General features: G+C 43.0%; 22 protein-coding genes. 10 read left to right on the top strand and 12 right to left on the bottom strand.

Annotated elements, in window-relative coordinates; all coding sequences use genetic code 11:
- Position 1: 1 nt before the first annotated feature.
- Positions 2-358, bottom strand: a complete 357-nt coding sequence (gene folB, locus RHM67_RS12210; protein ID WP_322227025.1) for a dihydroneopterin aldolase — start codon at positions 356-358, stop codon at positions 2-4.
- Between the two features lie 409 nt (positions 359-767).
- Here folB and RHM67_RS12205 point away from each other — a divergent pair, with 409 nt between their 5' ends.
- Together RHM67_RS12205 and RHM67_RS12200 are read left to right on the top strand one after the other, a co-directional pair.
- Positions 768-1949 carry an acyl-CoA dehydrogenase family protein gene (locus tag RHM67_RS12205; RefSeq protein ID WP_322227023.1) on the top strand — a complete coding sequence of 394 codons (1182 nt, stop codon included), beginning with the start codon at positions 768-770 and terminating at the stop codon, positions 1947-1949.
- A gap of 78 nt (positions 1950-2027) precedes the next feature.
- Positions 2028-4157 carry a tetratricopeptide repeat-containing sensor histidine kinase gene (locus RHM67_RS12200; RefSeq protein WP_322227022.1) on the top strand — a complete coding sequence of 710 codons (2130 nt, stop codon included), beginning with the start codon at positions 2028-2030 and terminating at the stop codon, positions 4155-4157.
- Here RHM67_RS12200 and RHM67_RS12195 read toward each other — a convergent pair.
- Complete coding sequence (locus tag RHM67_RS12195) at positions 4125-5480, bottom strand: GH1 family beta-glucosidase (RefSeq protein WP_322227021.1); 1356 nt, start codon at positions 5478-5480, stop codon at positions 4125-4127. The two genes, RHM67_RS12200 and RHM67_RS12195, sit on opposite strands and share 33 nt — an antisense overlap.
- 634 nt (positions 5481-6114) lie before the next feature.
- On the opposite strand from RHM67_RS12195, the gene RHM67_RS12190 reads away from it, so the two are divergent.
- From RHM67_RS12190 to RHM67_RS12175, 4 genes are read left to right on the top strand one after another with little or no spacing between them, the layout of a single operon-like run.
- Positions 6115-6579 carry a DinB family protein gene (locus tag RHM67_RS12190; protein WP_322227020.1) on the top strand — a complete coding sequence of 155 codons (465 nt, stop codon included), beginning with the start codon at positions 6115-6117 and terminating at the stop codon, positions 6577-6579.
- Positions 6580-6596: 17 nt separating this feature from the next.
- Complete coding sequence (locus tag RHM67_RS12185; RefSeq protein WP_322227018.1) at positions 6597-7013, top strand: hypothetical protein; 417 nt, start codon at positions 6597-6599, stop codon at positions 7011-7013.
- Entirely contained in the window at positions 7010-7669 is a 660-nt protein-coding gene (locus tag RHM67_RS12180; protein ID WP_322227016.1) for an SCO family protein, read from the top strand. The genes RHM67_RS12185 and RHM67_RS12180 overlap by 4 nt, the downstream gene beginning before the upstream one ends.
- A complete protein-coding gene (locus tag RHM67_RS12175; RefSeq protein ID WP_322227015.1) occupies positions 7669-8091 on the top strand; it encodes a cytochrome c in 423 nt (140 codons plus the stop codon). Before RHM67_RS12180 ends, RHM67_RS12175 begins: the two co-directional genes overlap by 1 nt.
- A gap of 52 nt (positions 8092-8143) precedes the next feature.
- Here the strand turns inward: RHM67_RS12175 and RHM67_RS12170 are convergent, their stop codons facing one another.
- The 4 genes from RHM67_RS12170 to RHM67_RS12155 all read right to left on the bottom strand — a co-directional run bounded on the left by RHM67_RS12170 (position 8144) and on the right by RHM67_RS12155 (position 11713).
- Entirely contained in the window at positions 8144-8572 is a 429-nt protein-coding gene (locus tag RHM67_RS12170) for a GNAT family N-acetyltransferase (protein ID WP_322227014.1), read from the bottom strand.
- Positions 8573-8767: 195 nt separating this feature from the next.
- A complete protein-coding gene (locus RHM67_RS12165) occupies positions 8768-10003 on the bottom strand; it encodes a glycoside hydrolase family 97 catalytic domain-containing protein (RefSeq protein ID WP_322227013.1) in 1236 nt (411 codons plus the stop codon).
- Positions 10004-10030: 27 nt separating this feature from the next.
- Entirely contained in the window at positions 10031-10720 is a 690-nt protein-coding gene (locus RHM67_RS12160; RefSeq protein ID WP_322227012.1) for a glycoside hydrolase family 97 N-terminal domain-containing protein, read from the bottom strand.
- Positions 10721-10858: 138 nt separating this feature from the next.
- The gene (locus tag RHM67_RS12155) at positions 10859-11713 is read right to left on the bottom strand and encodes an AraC family transcriptional regulator (protein ID WP_322227011.1); all 855 of its coding nucleotides are present in this window, start codon (positions 11711-11713) and stop codon (positions 10859-10861) included.
- 129 nt (positions 11714-11842) lie between these two features.
- On the opposite strand from RHM67_RS12155, the gene RHM67_RS12150 reads away from it, so the two are divergent.
- Positions 11843-12826: a phytanoyl-CoA dioxygenase family protein gene (locus RHM67_RS12150; RefSeq protein ID WP_322227010.1), complete on the top strand. Its 984-nt coding sequence runs from the start codon at positions 11843-11845 to the stop codon at positions 12824-12826.
- Between the two features lie 68 nt (positions 12827-12894).
- On the opposite strand, the gene RHM67_RS12145 is transcribed toward RHM67_RS12150, so the two are convergent.
- From RHM67_RS12145 to RHM67_RS12125, 5 genes are all read right to left on the bottom strand, one after another.
- Positions 12895-13317 (bottom strand): helix-turn-helix domain-containing protein, encoded by a 423-nt coding sequence (locus RHM67_RS12145; protein WP_322227009.1) that lies wholly within the window; start codon positions 13315-13317, stop codon positions 12895-12897.
- A 32-nt stretch (positions 13318-13349) separates the two neighbouring features.
- On the bottom strand, positions 13350-13487 hold the full coding sequence (locus tag RHM67_RS12140) for a hypothetical protein (protein WP_322227008.1): 138 nt from the start codon (positions 13485-13487) through the stop codon (positions 13350-13352).
- Positions 13488-13559: 72 nt separating this feature from the next.
- A complete protein-coding gene (locus RHM67_RS12135) occupies positions 13560-13811 on the bottom strand; it encodes a hypothetical protein (protein ID WP_322227007.1) in 252 nt (83 codons plus the stop codon).
- A 36-nt stretch (positions 13812-13847) separates the two neighbouring features.
- On the bottom strand, positions 13848-14222 hold the full coding sequence (locus RHM67_RS12130) for an FAD-dependent oxidoreductase (RefSeq protein WP_322232191.1): 375 nt from the start codon (positions 14220-14222) through the stop codon (positions 13848-13850).
- A gap of 213 nt (positions 14223-14435) precedes the next feature.
- Entirely contained in the window at positions 14436-14894 is a 459-nt protein-coding gene (locus RHM67_RS12125; protein WP_322227006.1) for a hypothetical protein, read from the bottom strand.
- Positions 14895-14966: 72 nt separating this feature from the next.
- Between RHM67_RS12125 and RHM67_RS12120 the strand changes: the two genes are divergently transcribed.
- Together RHM67_RS12120 and RHM67_RS12115 are read left to right on the top strand one after the other, a co-directional pair.
- The gene (locus tag RHM67_RS12120) at positions 14967-15890 is read left to right on the top strand and encodes a glycosyltransferase family 2 protein (RefSeq protein ID WP_322227005.1); all 924 of its coding nucleotides are present in this window, start codon (positions 14967-14969) and stop codon (positions 15888-15890) included.
- Entirely contained in the window at positions 15887-17062 is a 1176-nt protein-coding gene (locus RHM67_RS12115) for a glycosyltransferase family 2 protein (RefSeq protein ID WP_322227004.1), read from the top strand. The genes RHM67_RS12120 and RHM67_RS12115 overlap by 4 nt, the downstream gene beginning before the upstream one ends.
- 130 nt (positions 17063-17192) lie before the next feature.
- Here the strand turns inward: RHM67_RS12115 and xerD are convergent, their stop codons facing one another.
- Positions 17193-18098 (bottom strand): site-specific tyrosine recombinase XerD, encoded by a 906-nt coding sequence (gene xerD / locus RHM67_RS12110; protein ID WP_322227003.1) that lies wholly within the window; start codon positions 18096-18098, stop codon positions 17193-17195.
- Positions 18099-18138: 40 nt separating this feature from the next.
- Between xerD and aroQ the strand changes: the two genes are divergently transcribed.
- The gene (gene aroQ, locus RHM67_RS12105) at positions 18139-18561 is read left to right on the top strand and encodes a type II 3-dehydroquinate dehydratase (RefSeq protein WP_252756961.1); all 423 of its coding nucleotides are present in this window, start codon (positions 18139-18141) and stop codon (positions 18559-18561) included.
- The last annotated feature ends 42 nt before the right edge of the window (positions 18562-18603 follow it).

Genomic DNA, 18603 nt, shown 5'->3' with positions numbered 1-18603 from the left:
ATTATTTAGTATAAAAAAGCGTAATAACCGATTGTTTAAGCGGCCCGCGGAACGGTGGCCTTTGCTTGCGGATGGTTACCTCGGCAGTCTCAATAAAAGTAAACTCGGTTTTAATGCGGTTAAGTATGCTTTGCGCAACAGTTTCTATCACTTTGCGGGTATGCTGCATTTCTTCATCGATGATATTATACAGAACCTCGTAATTTACGGTATTATGCAGGTTATCCTCGTCCACATAAATATCGGCATAGAACCCAACCTGTACATCAACCAAAAAACGCGTACCTATCACCTGCTCTTCGGGGTAAAAACCATGGTAAGCAAAAAACTCGGCGCCTTCTAAAGCTACTTTTATCATATTTCAAAAGTAAGGGAATATTTGATTTGTGGAATGAAACGGGTTTTAAATTTGTAGGGCGGTGAGTTAGCTCCCTGCATAATTCATTGCCGTCCCTTTCAAGGGATGGTAAGTAGGTAAAGATGGCTTTAGCAGAAACAAGCAAATATGTTTGGCTAAAGCCAGGAAGTACCCATATCCTTATCCGTTGGCTGAAGCCAACGGATAAAAGTTTTGCCCCTCTCTTTTGGAGAGGGCCGGCATGAGGCTTGTTGTTTTTCTCAAAAAAGATTTTCACCCAAAAAATATGTTTAAACGGTTTAAACCTGCTTTTTGGCATAAAGTGCCTTTTGGTATTCAAAAACAACGATTTTGGCTTTGTTTAACTCATATTTAATGCCCTATATTTGAACAACCAATTTATAATGCCATGGCTAAGACCGACCTGTACGAAGCACCGGATTACTATCTTTTAGATGAACTTTTAACCGAAGAACATAAACTAATTCGCGCCAGCGTACGCGAGTGGGTGAAGAAAGAAGTAAGCCCCGTGATTGAAGACTATGCCCAACGCGCGGAATTCCCTAAGCATTTGTTAAAAGGTTTGGCCGAGGTTGGCGCATTCGGGCCAACCGTTCCCGAAGAATACGGCGGTGCTGGGTTGGACTATATGGCCTATGGTATAATTATGCAGGAAATTGAGCGTGGCGATTCGGGTATCCGGTCAACCGCTTCGGTGCAGGGCTCATTGGTGATGTACCCAATATTGGCTTACGGCAGCGAAGAGCAAAAGCATAAATATCTGCCCAAATTGGCCAGCGGCGAATTGATGGGCTGTTTCGGATTGACCGAACCTGACCATGGCTCTAACCCGGGCGGCATGGTTACCAATATCAAAGATGCCGGCGATCACTACATATTAAACGGTGCCAAAATGTGGATCTCCAACTCCCCTTTTGCAGATATTGCCATTGTTTGGGCTAAAGACGAAGCAGGGAAGATCCGTGGCTTAATTGCAGAGCGTGGTATGGAAGGTTTTACCACACCGGAAACGCATAATAAATGGTCGTTGCGTGCCTCCGCTACCGGCGAGTTAGTTTTTGATAATGTAAAAATTCCAAAAGAAAACATATTGCCCAATGTATCCGGTTTAAACGGCCCGTTGGGTTGCCTTAACCAGGCGCGTTACGGTATTGCATGGGGCGCTTTAGGTGCCGCTATGGATTGTTATGATACTGCTCTGCGCTATTCAAAAGAGCGCGTGCAGTTTGGCCGACCAATTGGTGGTTTCCAGCTTCAACAGAAAAAACTGGCCGAAATGATCACCGAAATAACTAAAGGGCAGCTGTTAGTTTGGCGCCTGGCTACACTTAAAAATGAAGGCCGTGCCACCGCCGCGCAGATTTCGATGGCTAAGCGTAACAGTGTGGAAATAGCTATAAATATAGCCCGCGAGGCACGCCAGATGCTTGGCGGCATGGGTATTACCGGCGAGTACCCAATTATGCGACATATGATGAACCTTGAATCGGTTATTACGTATGAAGGTACACATGACATCCACTTGTTAATTACAGGTATGGATGTAACAGGCGAAAACGCATTCAAATAACTTATAAGAAAATATAGCTATAAGTAGTAAGATTGCTTCGCAAATATTATATTCGTGTACCCTTAATACACTATTGCTTTGATTTTTTTAAAAGATAGATATGCCTATATTTTAACAAGGAATACTTGTGTATATATAATTCTGTTCATTTTTGCATCCTGCACGCAAAAAAAAGTCAACGACGGCGAATTTTCTGAAGAGTTCCAGGCAATTGCAAAAAACACCGAGAGGCTCTGGTCGCAAGGTAAAGTAAAACCCGGCCTTGATTATTTGGATTCGGCTTTTAACAAGTTGCCCAACCCTACCCTTAACGACCGTTACCGTTTTTATGGTTTTCATTTTGTTTACTATCAAAAAACGGTAAGCCAGTTTGAACGAAGCCTGGCCTACACCGATAGCATGATTGCTATAAACAATAAAATCACCAATACAAAAGCACATTCCCGTAACGTTGCCGAAGTTAGTTTTGCGCGTGGCGACGCGCTTTTTGAACTAAAACAATACTCAGAAGCTTACGAGTCATATTACCGTGGTTACTACATAGGCCGCAACCGTTCCAATATTAATGCTGAAGCCCTGGGCGATTACACCTACCGTATGGGCATGATCATGTATAAAAAAGGCCAATACCCACTTGCCCTTAGCTACTTTAAGGATACTTATAAAAACTTCAAAAACTCGGGCGATGGCTTTGTTTTATTCTATCGCCGCCAGGAATTATTGGATAACGTTGGCTTGTGTTTTCGCCACATGGGGCAGCCGGACAGCGCTCTTACCTATTTTAATAAGGCTTTGGCTTTTATAGATAAGAATGGCTTTAGGTACCCTGATAGGAAACTTCATTTAGAATCTGCAAAAGGCGTGGTTTACGGCAACATAGCCGATATCTATATCAAACAAAAAAAATACGCTCAAGCTGCCGATCTTCTTAAAAAAAGTATCGCTATTAACCTTAAACCTGGTTATGACAATCACGACGCTGAGTTAACCGAGATAAAACTTGGGCAGATCTACTTAAATCTGGATCAAAAGGACTTGCTGCTTAATTTGCTCGCTAAAATTCGCACACAGTTAGATACCGTTAAAAACGATGACGCAGAGGCGGATTACAACCGGTTACTTGGAAACTATTACGAGCGGAAAAATGACCTTAAACAAGCGTTAGCACATATACAGAAATATAACCTTTTAAAAGATTCGATAGCACAGCGCGCCAGCATTTTAATGCAGACCGATGTAAACCAGCAACTATCTAATTACGAGAAACAACACGAAATAAACATACTGAGTAACGATAACAAGCTACAAGCGATTTACCTGTGCGTAAGCGTATTTTTCGCGGCGATGGCGTTAATAATCGTATTTCTGGTTTATCGTAACTGGACGCGCTCTAAACAGGATTTGGAGACCGTTAACCTACTTAACAGGCAAATAAACGATCAAAACCACGTTTTAGAAAAAGCCTTTAACGAACTTAATACCAGCAGCCAGGAGAAAGACCGCATCTTGCGAACCGTAGCACACGATTTGCGTAACCCGATAGGTGGTATAGCTTCGCTCACCACCATGATGTCCGAGGATGATTACACAGAAGAACAAAAGGAACTGATAAACTTGCTTAAGGAAACATCTTTCAATTCACTGGAACTGATAAACGAGATATTGGAGGCTACCAATATGAATGCTATAGCGCTAAACCTTGAACAAATTGAGATCAATTCGTTAGTAAGCAATAGCGTAGAATTATTGCGTTTTAAAGCCGCCGAAAAGGGCCAGAAGATTTTACTGGATATCTTGAACATGCAGCAGGAGTTATACATCAGTCGTGAGAAGATCTGGCGGGTTATCAGTAATCTCATTAGTAACGCAATTAAATTTAGCCCTACCGGTGGCGAGATCCAGGTGAAGATTGCCGAAGTAAATGGCAAGATAATTATTGCCGTGCAAGACCACGGTATAGGCATCCCGGATACTCTTAAAGACGAGGTTTTCAATATGTTTACCACCGCGCAAAGGCTGGGCACATCCGGCGAAAAATCGTATGGGTTAGGTTTATCTATCTGCAGGCAGATCATGGAGAAGCATTACGGAAAGATCTGGTTTGAGAGTGAGAGCAACATCGGCAGCACATTCTTCATCAGCCTGCCCATCATATCGCGCAGCGTACCTACCGACTTACCTAAGCAGGTTAGCGAACCAATGGCCTGATGCTTTGATAATGCGCTCCTGTGTGTCAAAATCAACGTGAACTAAACCAAACCTTGGTTGGTAGCCTTCGGCCCATTCAAAGTTATCGGTAAGCGTCCACACAAAGTAGCCTTCAACCTTTACACCCTCCTGTTTAGCTTTTAAAACCTGTTGGACATGGTTTTGCAGGTAAATAACGCGGCGCTGGTCATTAACCTTATTATCAAATACCACATCGGGGAATGCAGCACCGTTTTCAGTCACGATCAATTTCTTGATCTGCGAATAAGCATCAAACTTTTTTAGCATATGATATATGGCCGGTGGAAATACCTCCCACTTCATATCCGTAAGTTCTACCCCCCTGTTCTCCGCTTTAATTAAGCTGGCGCCAATGTATGGGGTGAAGAAGGAATATTTGACGATCTCGCGGGTATAATTTTGCACACCGATAAAATCGAAATCAAAACTCATATTGGCTTCATCGCCGGGTAAGATATATTTGTTAATGCCTTTTAAAGCGGTAACTTCATCTGTAGGGTATCCTAAACCTAACAATGGCTCGATATATAGGCGGTTGATAAGCGCATCGGCCCGTTTAGCAGCTTTAATGTGCCTTGGCTTATCGGCATATGGCTCGATATGCGAACAGGAGAAGGTGTTGCCGATATTGGCACCGGGCACAAGTTCTCTTAAGATCCTCGCCCCTGCTACAATACTTAAAACAACATGATGGATGGCCGGTAAAAAGTTACGTAAACCGGTACGCCCCGGTGCATGGATGCCTAAAAAATATCCGGCGCCGGTAAATACCGCAGGCTCGTTCATTACCATCCAGTTTTTTACGCGGTTGCCAAATGCTTTGGCGCAAATGGTGGCAAAGTCGCTAAACCAGCTTACCATTTCGCGGTTAGTCCAGCCGCCTTTATCTTCAAGCGCCTGTGGTAGGTCCCAATGGTAAATGGTTACCCATGGTTCTACGCCCTTTTGCAGGCAGTAGTCTATCAGGTTATTGTAATGGTCTATCCCGGCCTGGTTAACTTCGCCGGTGCCGTTTGGTAAAATGCGGCTCCAAGCTATAGAAAACCGGAAATTGGGGATATTGAGTTGCTTAACGAGGTCTACATCCTCTTGATAGCGGTTATAAAAATCGCAGGCTGTATGTGGCTTATCGCCGTTTAATATTTTGCCTTTACGGCTACTAAAAGTATCCCATATAGACGGGCCTTTACCATCGGCATCACAAGAGCCTTCTATTTGAAGCGCGGCAGTAGAAACTCCCCAGGCAAAACCGTCGCCAAAAAGTTGTTTAGAAAGAGATGTATCCAGTTTCTCGGTATCCATTAATTTGAGCTGATGCGAAGCCCAAAATGTACATTATTATTGTATAAATAAAGCGCTACGTTAAAAAACTTAGTGTATGAACGACGAACGCATGCTTTTAAGGAACAACCACTCGCGCAGGTCGCTTACTATAGCTGCTAATTTTGTGATGATCTTCATGGTGCTGATATTTATGTTTATTCAAATATAAAGTGGTAGTGTGTAGTTATCATCAGCGTATCATTATTATAATGTTAACAGAAAATGTGCTAACTTAAAATATCTTTGTTTAAAACCTATCGCATGAAAATCTTTAATGGCTGCGTAGCAGCAGTAATGTGTTTGGCAATAGTTGCAGTAATAAGCGGCTTTAGAAGATAGCAAAACCGCTATAACCTCGTTTATAACAAAACACCCGGTAAATTATAATGTAGTATTTGGCGCCGATCCATCGGTAAATAAGGATTACGGTGTGGCAGCTTTCCCACAGGTTGTGCTGATAGACAAAACCGGAATTGTGATTTACTCCGGAGATTTTGACGTAGATAAGCTAAAGCCTGTAATATACCAGCATATAAATTAATTGCGATTAGCTGACAATAAATATCAACCTCGCATTAAAATATTTTAGCGAATGATGTTTACTTTTACCGCTATGAAAAGCCATTTTATCCGCCTGCTTAAGTACGACCATTTTGCTAATCAAAAAATAGCGGAGCTGATCGTACAAACCGCTACTACGGGCAAACCTGTGGAATTGATGGCCCACCTGTTAACAGCACAGCAAACATGGTTAAAACGGCTCAGTAAAACAACCGCGCCTCCTGCCAACCTATGGCCCAACTGGTCTGCAGATACGTTGACTACAATTAACAATGATAACCACCAACAGCTTGTAGCTTGTGTAGAAGCAATGCCTGAACAGGATATTGAAAATATTATAGGCTACACAAACTCTGTTGGGTATTGCGAAAATACCATAACCGATATACTTACCCATTTAATAAATCATGGCACGCATCATCGCGCACAAATAGGCACACTATTAAAACTGGACGGGGCAACCTTACCCATGCTCGATTACGTACTTTACATCAGAAACTTAAACCAAAATGTATAACATTTCAATTTAACACAATGAAAAGATTATTAGCCTTATTATTTTTAAGCTTTATTATTTTTAGCTGTACCGATACCAAAAAGCAAGAGAAAGACCTGTTTAACGAAGTAATAAAAGTGCACGACCGTGTGATGGGTAAAGAACAACTCATCATGACCAACAAGATGCAGCTGGATACTTTGATAAGGAACAGCACAACTACCGAGGTAACCGCCGCCGCTGCCAAAACACACAGTATCGCTCTGGATAGTACAGATGCCCGTATGGAGACTTGGATGCACAACTTCGACGCGGAAAATAAGGGTAAAAGCCACGACGAGATAATGACCTACCTTACCGACCAAAAGAAACTGATAGATGCCATTGACAGTAGTTTTAATAACACTGTGGCCGCTGCGGCAAAATTTATCAAGCAAAACAAAACCACCAAATGAGAAAATTAGCGACATTAGCACTTATTGTTTTAATATTAGCAGCCTGTAAATTTAACAGCTCCAATAAGCCTACCCTGCCTATTATGGGCAACCGTGATGCGGTTACAAAAACGGTTAACGGCAAACAGGTGGTTGATACTGTTTACCAAACCATCCCAGATTTTAAGTTTGTGAACCAATATGGCGATACCATCACCCAAAAAAACCTAAAGGGTGATATTTATGTGGCCGATTTCTTTTTTACTACCTGCCCATCTATATGCCCGATAATGCACCGCAATATGTTAAAGGTATACAACGAATTTAAGAGCGTACCCGATTTTAAGATCATATCCCACACCATCGACCCAAAACATGATAGCGTTGCGGTGATGAAAAAGTACGCAGACAAGCTTGGCATCAGCGGTAGTAGCTGGTGGTTGCTACAGGGCAATAAAGAAAAAACCTACGAACTTGGCCAAAAGAACTACCTGGTTGCTGTAAAGCAAGACGACGGTACCCCCGGTGGTTATGTACACCAGGGCTGGTTTGTATTGGTTGATAAACAGAAACGCATCCGCGGATATTATGATGGTACCGAAGAAAAGCAGGTTGCCAAAATGATAGAAGATATCAAGATCCTTCGTGCCGAGGTTAATACCGAAATAGCCCAATAATGAAGCTAAAGGTAATTGGTTTTTTAACGCTGTTAATTTGTGTGATCGTAATATCCTGCCAAAGCGATGCCGAGCAGGATTTTAAACGTTATTACACCGGCGGCGCGGCTATCTATAAAACCAATTGCCAGAACTGCCATGGCGCTAACGGCGAAGGTTTATCGAGCCTGATCCCACCACTTACAGATTCGGCTTACCTGAACAAGAACCGCAACCAGCTGAGCTGCTTTGTTAAATACGGGATAAAGGAAACCATTATAATCATAAAAGGAAAAGCCTATGAAGGCGCTATGCCGGCCAATGTAGATCTGCCTGCCATTGATGTTGCCAAGGTACTTACCTATGTTGGTAACTCGTTTGGTAATAAAATGGGCACTATACCCGTTGATGTGGTTGATGCCGATCTGGCGAAATGTGATTAGATATAAAGTATCTCCCACTGAAATATCAGGCCAATATTGAAGGTTTTGCTTCCTATTCTTTCAGTTTAAGGTTGTTCACATCGTCCAGTAAAAAACAATGGGTAAAATTGGTCATACCTGTTTTTGGGTAATAATTAACCGCTGCAGGCGCTGCCAGCAATATCAGCTTTGCCTTTGGCGAGTGGATTTTGGTTTCGGCAATTAGGCGTACACCAATGCCCATCTTTTGATAAGCCTGGTCAACCGCCAAGTCTGACAAATAGGTACAAAAAGCAAAATCAGTAAGCGCGCGCGATACACCTACCAGTTTACCATCTATGCGCGCGGTTACAATAAGGTTGGCGTTTTGCAGCATATCCTGTATGCGTTCGGCATCATCAACCGGGCGGCGCCCGGCAAGGGTACTGCGATTTAATACATCAATAAATTCATCGGCACCAAGCGTCAATTCGCGCTGAAATACAACATCTGAAATAGACATTTTAATAAATTTTAAGGTTTAACATTATCCAAATATGAAAACCTGCGGCAGTTATAACATAGTCCAATAAATATAATGGCTTTAGTCCAGATCTGTAAATTAAAAAGCCCGGCTATTTTGGACTGCCCCCAAAAAGTTAGACACTTATTGGGGGCAGTCCATTTTTAGCCAAGCTTTTCTTATAAATACTATTGATTATTGCGGCCTAAGCTCCAAAACAAATCCACCTTTAGGCATCATGGTAATGGCAACCTTATTATCCTTTTCCTGCACAATGTGTTTATGCACTATTGTGCGAGGCGTGTTACCATCCGTGAATAACGTGCCGTGGTAAACATTTTTATTATATAAAAACGGTAGGCTGAAGTTGTAATTCTTGGCGATATTTTCGCCATTGATGCCTGCTATGTACCAGTTTTTACCTTTGCGGCGGGCAATTATGGCATCTTTACCCGGCTCGCCCTGTATCAGTTTTGTATCGTCCCAGGTGTTTGGCACATTGGTAAGAAATGCCTTTACGGTGTTATCCTGGCTTAGGTATGATTTATCGCTATCTGCAAAATGCATCATACCCGATTCAAATATAACACTCAGCGCCAACTCGTGGGTATTAGTTGTAGTGTGCGGGCAGCATTGGTAATCTGAAAAAGTAACCGGTGTATAGTCCATAGACCCGACAACATTACGGGTGAAAACATAAATAGTGTTCATCTTAGCGGCGTCCTTCGCAAAATCGTTAGACCATCCGTAGTTCTCCGCACCGCGAACCGATTCCATCGATAGTAAGTTTGGATAAGTTCGCGCCCACCCCCGTGGCATGGTGCTGCCATGGAATATCACCATTATCTTTTCTTTAGCGGCATCTTTCAAAATATCAATGTATTGTTTCATGATTTCCTGCTTATCGCTCTGGAAGAAATCTACTTTAATGGCTTTTACACCCCATTCGTGCAGCTTTTCCATCTCGGTCTGGCGCATTTTGGGGTTAAACATCTTATCGCGTGGCTGCTCGCCAACATTGTTATACGGCCCGCCCGAGTTATACCAAAGTGTAAGGCCAACTTTTTTGTTTTTGGCATATTTAACCAGGTCTTCTATTGTACCGCCTTCGGTAGGTATATTCCAATTGGCATCAACCAAAAAATATTCCAATTTCATTTTCGCGGCAAAGTCAACAAAGCGTTTCATGGTAGTGATGTTGCGGCTGCTGGCGTGGTCGCTCCACCAGCTCCATGCCGAACGGCCGGGTTCAACCCAATCGATATCTCCTATTGCGTTTGGCTGCGCCAGGTGGTTAACCAAAGGCGATTGTACAATGGTTGCAGCGCTATTACCGGCAATTATCATTCGCCATGCGGTAGCAAAAGGTGTTTTAGCTACCGGATATTGGCTGCCCTGGCCTAAACCTTCAGTAGCCAGCGGGAACTCCATATTATAAACACCGTTATCGCAGTTTTGCTACAGGTGCATGGCGGCATTATCTGCAGTGGTGTTGCTTTCAGATATCAGCAACCAATTATCTTTGGTATGAAACAACGCCGGGAACGCCCAGCCGCTGCTTTCTTTAGCAGCGGTACCTGCAGGGATACCGTTCTGAAAAATATTCTCATATGAAGGGTCCTTGTCATAAGGTTGCATCCATGCAGACGCTTGCGGTACGGCAAACTCGGTTAATTCTTTGGTTAGCGTATAGGTACGGGCAGTATCCGGGAAGCGATATCTGAATGCCACCCCATCGTTATAAGCACGCAAATCTATAGTTAACTGGCTTTTATTTTTATTGGCAAATGTTATACTGGCCTGGTTGGCTATGGCATGATAAATATGATATTTCCCAACAGGTAATGTATAGATCTCGTTTATCTTACGGGTTAACTCGTTCACAAAACTCAAATTACCGGTAAATTTCTCTGTTGTACTCTCTACCCCCAATTTAGATTGGCGGATCACTTCAGCATTTTCATTCAGCACTTTATATGTGATGTTTCCATCTTTTAAAGCCAAATTTATTTGCAGGGACCGGTCGGGAGAGTAAATTTTCCACTCTCTGGCCGTGGTTTGGGCATTTACGTGGCTAAGCAAAGTTAAGGCTGACACAAACGTCAGGGCTAACTTTTTAAAGTTGATCAATGGTTTTTTGTGTGGCAAGAGTATCGGAATTAAGGGGGATGTTAATAATTTCTTTTTTTTACGTTTATCAGTTGTTTAAGTTACAAAAGCGAGCAAGAGAATGCAATATTTTACCTGTAAATTTAAACATTAACTAAAACATTACAAAAAAGATCACTACAAAACCTTCCCGGTATAATTACGCTTAAAATCCGACGGGTTTTGCCCCACAATTTTATTGAACAGCTTATTAAAATACGACAAACTTTCGAACCCGATGGCGTAACAGGTTTCGGTAACATTGTTGCCCTGCATCAGTAAATTTTTAGCACGCTCTATTCGGTATTGGTTCACAAAGTTGGTAAACGTCATGTTTGTTTGGCGTTTAAAATAGCGGCAAAAGGCAGCGGTGGTCAGGTGGACTTTGGCAGCCACAACATTCACATCGGGCTTTTGATGGTAGTTGGCGTCTATGTACTCGTAAATAGCCCCCATACGGATCTTATCTTTCAGGATAAAGTCCTTGCTGCTTTGATTGGTGTTGAGTATCTCTACATCTGATGCATGGGCCAGCAGGTTAAAAATATCTACCAATTCTATTAATTGCTTGTATGAACTTAATTGACCTAATTTCGCCAATTTTTCACCAACAATCGCCTTTGTTTCGCCTGTAAATGCAATGCCCTGGTCGGCCTTTTTAAACAACTGTCGGATGGCCGAAAACTCGGGCGAGATACTGATGGCTTCGCCCAAAAAATCGGTGCGGAGCTGGATCACGATCTGGTGGTAATCGCTCCGCAACCGGTAATCGAAATTAAGGTGCGGGATGTTGCTGCCAATGAACACCAGGTCGCTTTGGGTATAGGTGGAGATATGAGTACCAACATGCCGAATACCTGCATCAGCCTGCACATAAACCAACTCTATTTCCGGATGATAGTGCCACAGGAAAGTATTGCGCAAACGTGGCGAGAACAGCTTAAATGATTTGCCGGGTTCAAAGTCTACGCGTTCTAATTGGATCTCGTTCATCTGCCTGTTGCATTAATTATTCTCATAAATCTACTTAATATATCAATAAAGAGCAAATACTGGTCATTACGCAGAATATTGGCGTTTAATTGCTAACCTACATTTGTCCTATCAGAACCAATAAGTATTATGAGAACAGAAACCATGACACCAACAATGGCCCCCGCCGCCCCTAAAGCTAACGAGGCGCATAAAGTTATCCCTGGCAACCCGTCGACCGCAACAAGCAGCCAGATAAAATTAAACGACCGCAGCAACGGCAAACCGCTGCAGGTTTTAAGCGAAGCCGACTGGCAATTTTGGATGGATAATGGTTACGTGGTCATCAAAAGCGCGGTACCTAAAGAACAGGTTAAAAAGCTGGCCGATTACCTTTGGGAGTATGAAGGCAAAGATCAAAACGATATTGAAACCTGGTACGCCAGGCCCAACGCCCAGATGCAAATGTCGGAATTAAATAATACAGGAATGGTGGAGATATATAACCACCAGTTTATGTGGAATAACCGCCAGATGGACAAAATACACAAAGCATTTGCCGATGTGTGGGGTACCGAAAAACTTTGGGTAACTATTGACCGAGCTAACCTCAACTTCCCGCTGCGCCCGGGCTTTGAATACAAAGGGTTTATCCATTGGGATTACGACCCGGAAACCAAACCGCAAAACGTACAAGGTGTATTGGCATTGGCCGACCAAACCGATGAGACCATGGGCGGCTTTCAATGCGTGCCCCAACTGTACCGCACTTATGATACCTGGAAGCTTACCCAACCCAATGACCGCGACCATTACAAACCGGACACCACAGGCTTCGATATTGAAAAAGTAAAACTGGAAGCCGGCGACCTGCTGATATTTAACAGCCTGGAGCCTCACGGCATCCGCGCCAATACCAGCGGCAATAAAGTACGCGTTGCCCAATACATTTCCATGATGCCCGCGCAAGAAGATAATGAAGAACTACGCCAATGGCGCATAAACAGCTGGCAAAGCCGCGAGGCCATGCAGGGCTACGCTTTCCCCGGCGACCCAATGGAACGCGAAAAGAAAAATCCCGTTGCAGAGCTATCTCGCCTTGGTAGTAAGTTATTGGGATTTGATAAATGGTAGTAGATATATTATATAAAATGCTCTCGATTAATTCGAGAGCATTTTTAAGTCTTGATACTTGATACTAATTACTTGATACTATTAAGTTTTTGCAGGTTCTCTTTAAATTTTTGATAATTGGTTATGCCCAATTTACTCTCCCACCTGCGCTCAAAATCAAAGTTCACTTTGTGTGTAGTTTGCTGTATAATTGTTCCAGCGCCCGTCAGGTAAAACAGTACGCCCCGTTTGTCGCGGGTGTCTGCCCTACGTTTTACATAGCCCCAATCCTCTAACTGGTAAACTAAAGCACTCATACTTTGCTTGGTTATCTTAGCGTGTGCAGCCAGCTCGGTAATTCGTGAGCCATCGTCACTAATGTGCTGAAAGATATATCCGTGCGATGGCTTTATCTCAGGGAAACCGGCGATCTCCAGTTGCTTATGTAAATGCGTCACCATTTCATCAAGCAAAGCCCTTAAATGCAGTCCGATATATTTTTGCCCATTCATATCACAAATATAGTAAGGATGGCTGATGGTTTTTAAAACTCTTCTTCTATGAGGGCTTTATTGATAAATACCCCTGCAGCGGTACCCGCAGCCACTGCAGACGCTACAGATCGCATTTGTGTGGCATTCCGCCGCATAAATACCGGGAATGGTTGTTGCCTGAAAATCATCTACCTGTATATGCCCAAGCTTTGTAACTGCGCAACCCAACTCCTGCGGAATAAGGCAGTGCTGCTCAAAAGCTACCCGGGCAAATATAGATTGTACCGCTGTTCACTTCCAACAATTAAATTTATTGTTTGTACATTACCGGCTATACAATTAACCGCGGCTATCTTTTCCTCAATTATATGAATATTATGGTCAAACAATTTTTGCTCCTGCCCATGGCTTAATGTCGACAGGCCGTTGGTAAATAACGTAACATCGTTGCTCCATTTACTTATCAGTTTGGCAAACTCAAAACCTTCTTCGCCATTACCTAAAACAGCCAATTTTCCCTGGTAAACCTCGTAACCATGGTAATATGGTCAATGAATAATTGATTTTCCCCAACACTCGGTAAAGCCGGATATATCAGGCATCAGGTCCTTTAAACCTGTAGCAAAAAGTATTTTTTTAGCGGTGGCGGTTTCGGCGGTGGCGGTGCTTACTTCAAAATAGCCGTGCTTTTGTACCACACTTTCTGCAATACCGGCTATCAGCGTAACGCTATCATAAAATGCAAGCTTTTGCCTGGCTTTAAAACTTATTGCAGCAGGGGTATCGCCATCGTGCGTTAAAAAATTGTGCGATTGAGGAGCCTTTTTGTTACATGGCTCCCAGCTATTTACCAATAGTACAGTTCGCATCGAGCGGTCTAAGGCCATAGCTGCGGCCAACCCTGCAAAGCTGCCGCCTACTATAATTACATCCTATTCTGTTTCTTTCATTATAAATAAGAATTGGTAAAATATGTACTGTACAACACTGAAATTTTGCCAATTGCTTTAATTAGTACTATTTATTTACAAATGTAACAATATATATATTATTGCATCAAAGTTGCATTTAAAACATGCCAAGATATTTTTTAAAAACAATAAATGTTTTTTTACTGATAAATGGGCGGTAGGATATTAAACTGAAGCCTTTTTAGACAAAGCGCTAAAAAATAAGTACACACCTGTAAATACAATTACAAGCGCTATCAGGTCCATTAGGGTTACGCCATCATTAGCGTTGAAATGGTAAATGGTAAACATTTCAAAATACGGTGGCGCGGGCATTATTATCATGGCCATGCCAAGGGTGATCATCACTGCTCCTATGATACCAAGCAGATATTTTTTGATGGTCTCAAAATCAAAACGGTCTTTAATGGTTGCTTTTTGTAATTGGTGGGCCGAGAGTAGTAATTCCAGATCGTTTTGTAGGTTGGATGGTAAATTATCGTACTTTTTTAAGGCTTTATTAATTTTTTGCTGAATTATTTTCGCATGGTCGGCATTAATCGCCCCGGTTTTAAGTAAGGCAACCAGCTCATTCGCTTTTGTATCTAATAATTCGGCGTCAGTAATATCTTGTTTACCCTTCATTGTTTTAAATACTTATATAATGCTTTACTTTTATTAATATTATGGCATTAAAATTATCCATAAATATACTACATGAAAAGAGTATCTGTTGTTACCATAAATTTTAACCAGGATAAAATTACCGAAGAACTTTTAGTATCCATAGCCGAAACAAACACCTACGAAAACATGGAAGTGATCGTAGTTGACAACGGCAGTACGGTAAACCCCATCCCGTTGTGGAAAAACAAATATCCCGGCATTAAGTTTATACGCAGCGAATCCAATCTGGGTTTCTCCGGTGGCAACAACATTGGCATTGCCCAGGCTACCGGCGACTACTATTTTTTGGTTAATAACGATACCGAGTTTAGCCCCGGCCTTGTTCAAAAACTGGTAGATATTTTGGATACGCACCCCGAGGTGGGCATCATATCGCCAAAATTAGTTTATGATTTCGACAGAAGTATTATACAATACGTGGGCTTTACCCAGGTAGATTACTACACCTGCCGCAACCGGGCCGTTGGTAAAAACGAGAAAGACCTTGGCCAGTATGATAACCTGCTTGGCCAAACCGGCTATTGCCACGGCGGCGCCATGATGGTTAAAAAGGAAACCTGCGAAAAGGCCGGATTAATGGCCGATAACTTCTTTATTTATTACGAAGAAGTTGACTGGGGCGAGCGTATCAATAAATCGGGCTACCAGGCCTGGGTACGCGGCGATGCTGTTATTTACCATAAAGAATCGATGACGGTTGGCAAGAACAGCCCATTTAAGGAATACTTTATGAACCGCAACCGCATCCTGTTCATCCGCCATAACGCGCCTGCTTTTAAGGCCTTTGTTTTCTATATTTATTTTGTGCTGATGGTGGTTCCGCGTAATATCATCAAGTATGTTAAAGAGAAGCGTTACAATTTTATCGGTTTGCTTTTCCGCGCCGTTTGGTGGAATATTACGCATAGTAAAAACAGCACCGAATTAGGCTACACCATTAACAAAGTTTCATGATCATAGCCCTTTGGATAAGCCTTTTTATAGTTGCCTATACATTTGTAGGTTATGGCTTCCTGCTGTATTTTATTATCAAAATTAAACGCGCGTTTAAAGGCAAACCTGTATTGCCCATTGTGAGCGATGAAGAATTACCAACCTGTACCCTGGTCGTTGCCGCTTATAACGAGGAGCATTTCATCTCACAAAAAATAGCCAATAGCCTGCAATTGAATTATCCGGAAGGCAAGCTAAAATTTGTTTTTGTTACGGATGGATCGTCGGACAGAACAGCCGGGATTATATGCCAGCATCCGCAGATCCAACTATTGCACCGCCCGGAACGTGCCGGTAAAATTGCTGCCGTGCACCGCGCAATGGAGTATGTGGATACCGAAGTGGTTGTATTTACCGATGCCAATACCTTTTTGAATGCTGAGGCCATTACCCGCATTTGCCGCCATTACAGCGATAAAACTGTTGGCGCCGTGGCCGGAGAAAAACGAGTACAGATAAACGAAAGCGCTGATGCCAGCGCAGCAGGCGAAGGTTTTTACTGGAAGTACGAGTCGGCTCTTAAGAAATGGGATTCGGAACTATACTCGGTTGTTGGTGCTGCCGGTGAGTTGTTCAGCGTACGCCGCAACCTGTACCAGGATGTTCCCGCCGATACGGTACTAGACGATTTTATGATCTCGATGCTGATAGCCAACCAGGGCTACCGTATTATATACGAACCGGAAGCTTACGCGCTGGAAACCGCATCAGAAAATGTGGCCGAAGAATTAAAACGCAAGATCCGCATAGCTGCCGGCGGTATCCAATCCATCCTGCGGTTACAAAGCTTGTTGCTGCCGTTTAAGTTCCCGGTGCTATCATTCCAATATGTAAGTCACCGTGTGTTGAGGTGGACGGTTACGCCATTCTTTTTGATACTGGCATTCATCACCAATTTTGCTACAGCCTTTGCCGGCGATGGGTTTATTTACACCCTGCTATTTGCCGGGCAGGTTGTTTTTTACCTGCTTGCGTTATTAGGTTACGTAATGGAAAAACGCCACATCCGCATCAAGGCACTGTTTATCCCCTATTATTTTTGCGTGATGAATTACGCCGTTTTAGCAGGCATCATCCGCTATTTCACCAAAAAGCAAAGCTCAGTATGGGAGAAAGCGCAAAGGAAAATGTGATCGGGATTGCCCTCACGTCATTGAGGAGCGATAGCGACATGGCAATCCCCTACTTACAGAGCCGCAGACAAGCCTATCGAAGATTGCCACACTACGCTTACAGCAATGACGCGTGGAGTAGATTGAAATGTTAATTCCTTGGATGAAATTCAATAATTGTACTTTTCAAATATTCCCTGTCCAGGTGAGTATAAATCTCCGTGGTAGTGATACTCTCGTGTCCAAGCATTTCCTGCACGGCACGCAAATCGGCGCCGCCTTCAACTAAATGCGTGGCAAATGAATGGCGAAAGGTATGCGGACTAATACTTTTTTTGATCCCCGTCAACTCCGCCAATTGTTTTATCAGCAAAAAAACATAAACCCGGCTAAGCCTTTTACCGCGGCGGTTTAAAAACACAAGGTCCTCCTCTCCTTTTTGGATGGGCGTATGCACACGGATCTGCCCGATCCAGATGTTCAGCGCTTTTATGGCTTCGCTACCTATCGGCACTAATCGTTCCTTACTGCCCTTACCGGTCACTTTTATAAATTCTACGTCGGGGTCGAGGTACAGGTTGGAGAGGCGTAGCTCTGTCAACTCAGATACGCGTAGGCCACAGCCGTATAAAACCTCCAGCATGGCTTTATTACGGCCGCCTTCGGGTTTGGAAAGGTCAATAGCGGCTATCATTTTGTTGATCTCATGGATGCTGAGCGTATCGGGAAGTTTACGGGTTATCTTGGGGGTTTCTAATAACTCTGACGGATCACTGGCTATAAAATCCTCCATCAACAGATACTTATAAAAGGCTTTAATGCCCGAGAGGATGCGCGATTGCGTAGACGGGATCATACCCAACCCGTTTACCCAATTGATAAAATCACGAAGATCGGTAAGGGTAAATTTAATGGGCGATGGCTTCGCAGGTAGGCTATCGGCGTATTGGTATAGCTTCTCCAGGTCGCGGGTATAGGCCTCAATAGAGTTGGCCGCAAGCGAGCGTTCCAGTTTCAGATAAGTTTTAAACCCTTTTATTGCCCGTGGCCAGTCCAATTGATTTTAGTTTTAATGTTTTATACCTAAGTTTGAACATATGAATATACAAATTATAAACGGGCCAAATTTAAACCTGCTTGGCGTACGCGAAAAATCTATATACGGCAGCAGCGATTTTGAAAGCTACCTGGCCGAATTGCAAAAACATTTTACAAACATCACCATTAATTATTACCAAAGTAATGTTGAGGGCGAAATTATAAATAAACTGCACGAAGTTGGCTTTACCTGCGATGGAATTGTGCTTAACGCGGGCGCTTACACTCATACGTCTGTTGCCATTGCCGATGCTATTGCGGCCATAAGATCGCCAACAATCGAAGTGCACATTTCTAACGTATATAAGCGTGAAGAGTTTAGGCACCACTCTATGCTGGCCGCAAGCTGCAAAGGTGTTATTGCCGGTTTTGGCATGCATTCGTATAGGTTGGCTATCGAAAGCCTTTTGTTGAAATACTAAGCTTGAGGCTCAAAATTCTAAACACTAAAACCTAAATTCTAA

This window comes from Mucilaginibacter sp. 5C4 (assembly GCF_034345625.1).
Classification (GTDB): Bacteria; Bacteroidota; Bacteroidia; order Sphingobacteriales; family Sphingobacteriaceae; genus Mucilaginibacter; species Mucilaginibacter aurantiaciroseus.
This window is presented reverse-complemented; position numbering and strand designations above follow the sequence as displayed.

Coding starts and splice junctions, on each gene's coding strand:
- RHM67_RS12185 (WP_322227018.1), top strand. CDS start 6,597: ATGAAAAGATTATTAGCCTTATTATTTTTAAGCTTTATTATTTTTAGC.
- RHM67_RS12125 (WP_322227006.1), bottom strand. CDS start 14,894: ATGAAGGGTAAACAAGATATTACTGACGCCGAATTATTAGATACAAAA.
- RHM67_RS12195 (WP_322227021.1), bottom strand. CDS start 5,480: ATGGATACCGAGAAACTGGATACATCTCTTTCTAAACAACTTTTTGGC.
- RHM67_RS12140 (WP_322227008.1), bottom strand. CDS start 13,487: ATGATTTTCAGGCAACAACCATTCCCGGTATTTATGCGGCGGAATGCC.
- RHM67_RS12120 (WP_322227005.1), top strand. CDS start 14,967: ATGAAAAGAGTATCTGTTGTTACCATAAATTTTAACCAGGATAAAATT.
- RHM67_RS12190 (WP_322227020.1), top strand. CDS start 6,115: ATGAAAAGCCATTTTATCCGCCTGCTTAAGTACGACCATTTTGCTAAT.
- RHM67_RS12175 (WP_322227015.1), top strand. CDS start 7,669: ATGAAGCTAAAGGTAATTGGTTTTTTAACGCTGTTAATTTGTGTGATC.
- RHM67_RS12155 (WP_322227011.1), bottom strand. CDS start 11,713: ATGAACGAGATCCAATTAGAACGCGTAGACTTTGAACCCGGCAAATCA.
- RHM67_RS12165 (WP_322227013.1), bottom strand. CDS start 10,003: ATGGAGTTCCCGCTGGCTACTGAAGGTTTAGGCCAGGGCAGCCAATAT.
- RHM67_RS12205 (WP_322227023.1), top strand. CDS start 768: ATGGCTAAGACCGACCTGTACGAAGCACCGGATTACTATCTTTTAGAT.
- aroQ (WP_252756961.1), top strand. CDS start 18,139: ATGAATATACAAATTATAAACGGGCCAAATTTAAACCTGCTTGGCGTA.
- RHM67_RS12145 (WP_322227009.1), bottom strand. CDS start 13,317: ATGAATGGGCAAAAATATATCGGACTGCATTTAAGGGCTTTGCTTGAT.
- RHM67_RS12115 (WP_322227004.1), top strand. CDS start 15,887: ATGATCATAGCCCTTTGGATAAGCCTTTTTATAGTTGCCTATACATTT.
- RHM67_RS12180 (WP_322227016.1), top strand. CDS start 7,010: ATGAGAAAATTAGCGACATTAGCACTTATTGTTTTAATATTAGCAGCC.
- RHM67_RS12150 (WP_322227010.1), top strand. CDS start 11,843: ATGAGAACAGAAACCATGACACCAACAATGGCCCCCGCCGCCCCTAAA.
- folB (WP_322227025.1), bottom strand. CDS start 358: ATGATAAAAGTAGCTTTAGAAGGCGCCGAGTTTTTTGCTTACCATGGT.
- RHM67_RS12170 (WP_322227014.1), bottom strand. CDS start 8,572: ATGTCTATTTCAGATGTTGTATTTCAGCGCGAATTGACGCTTGGTGCC.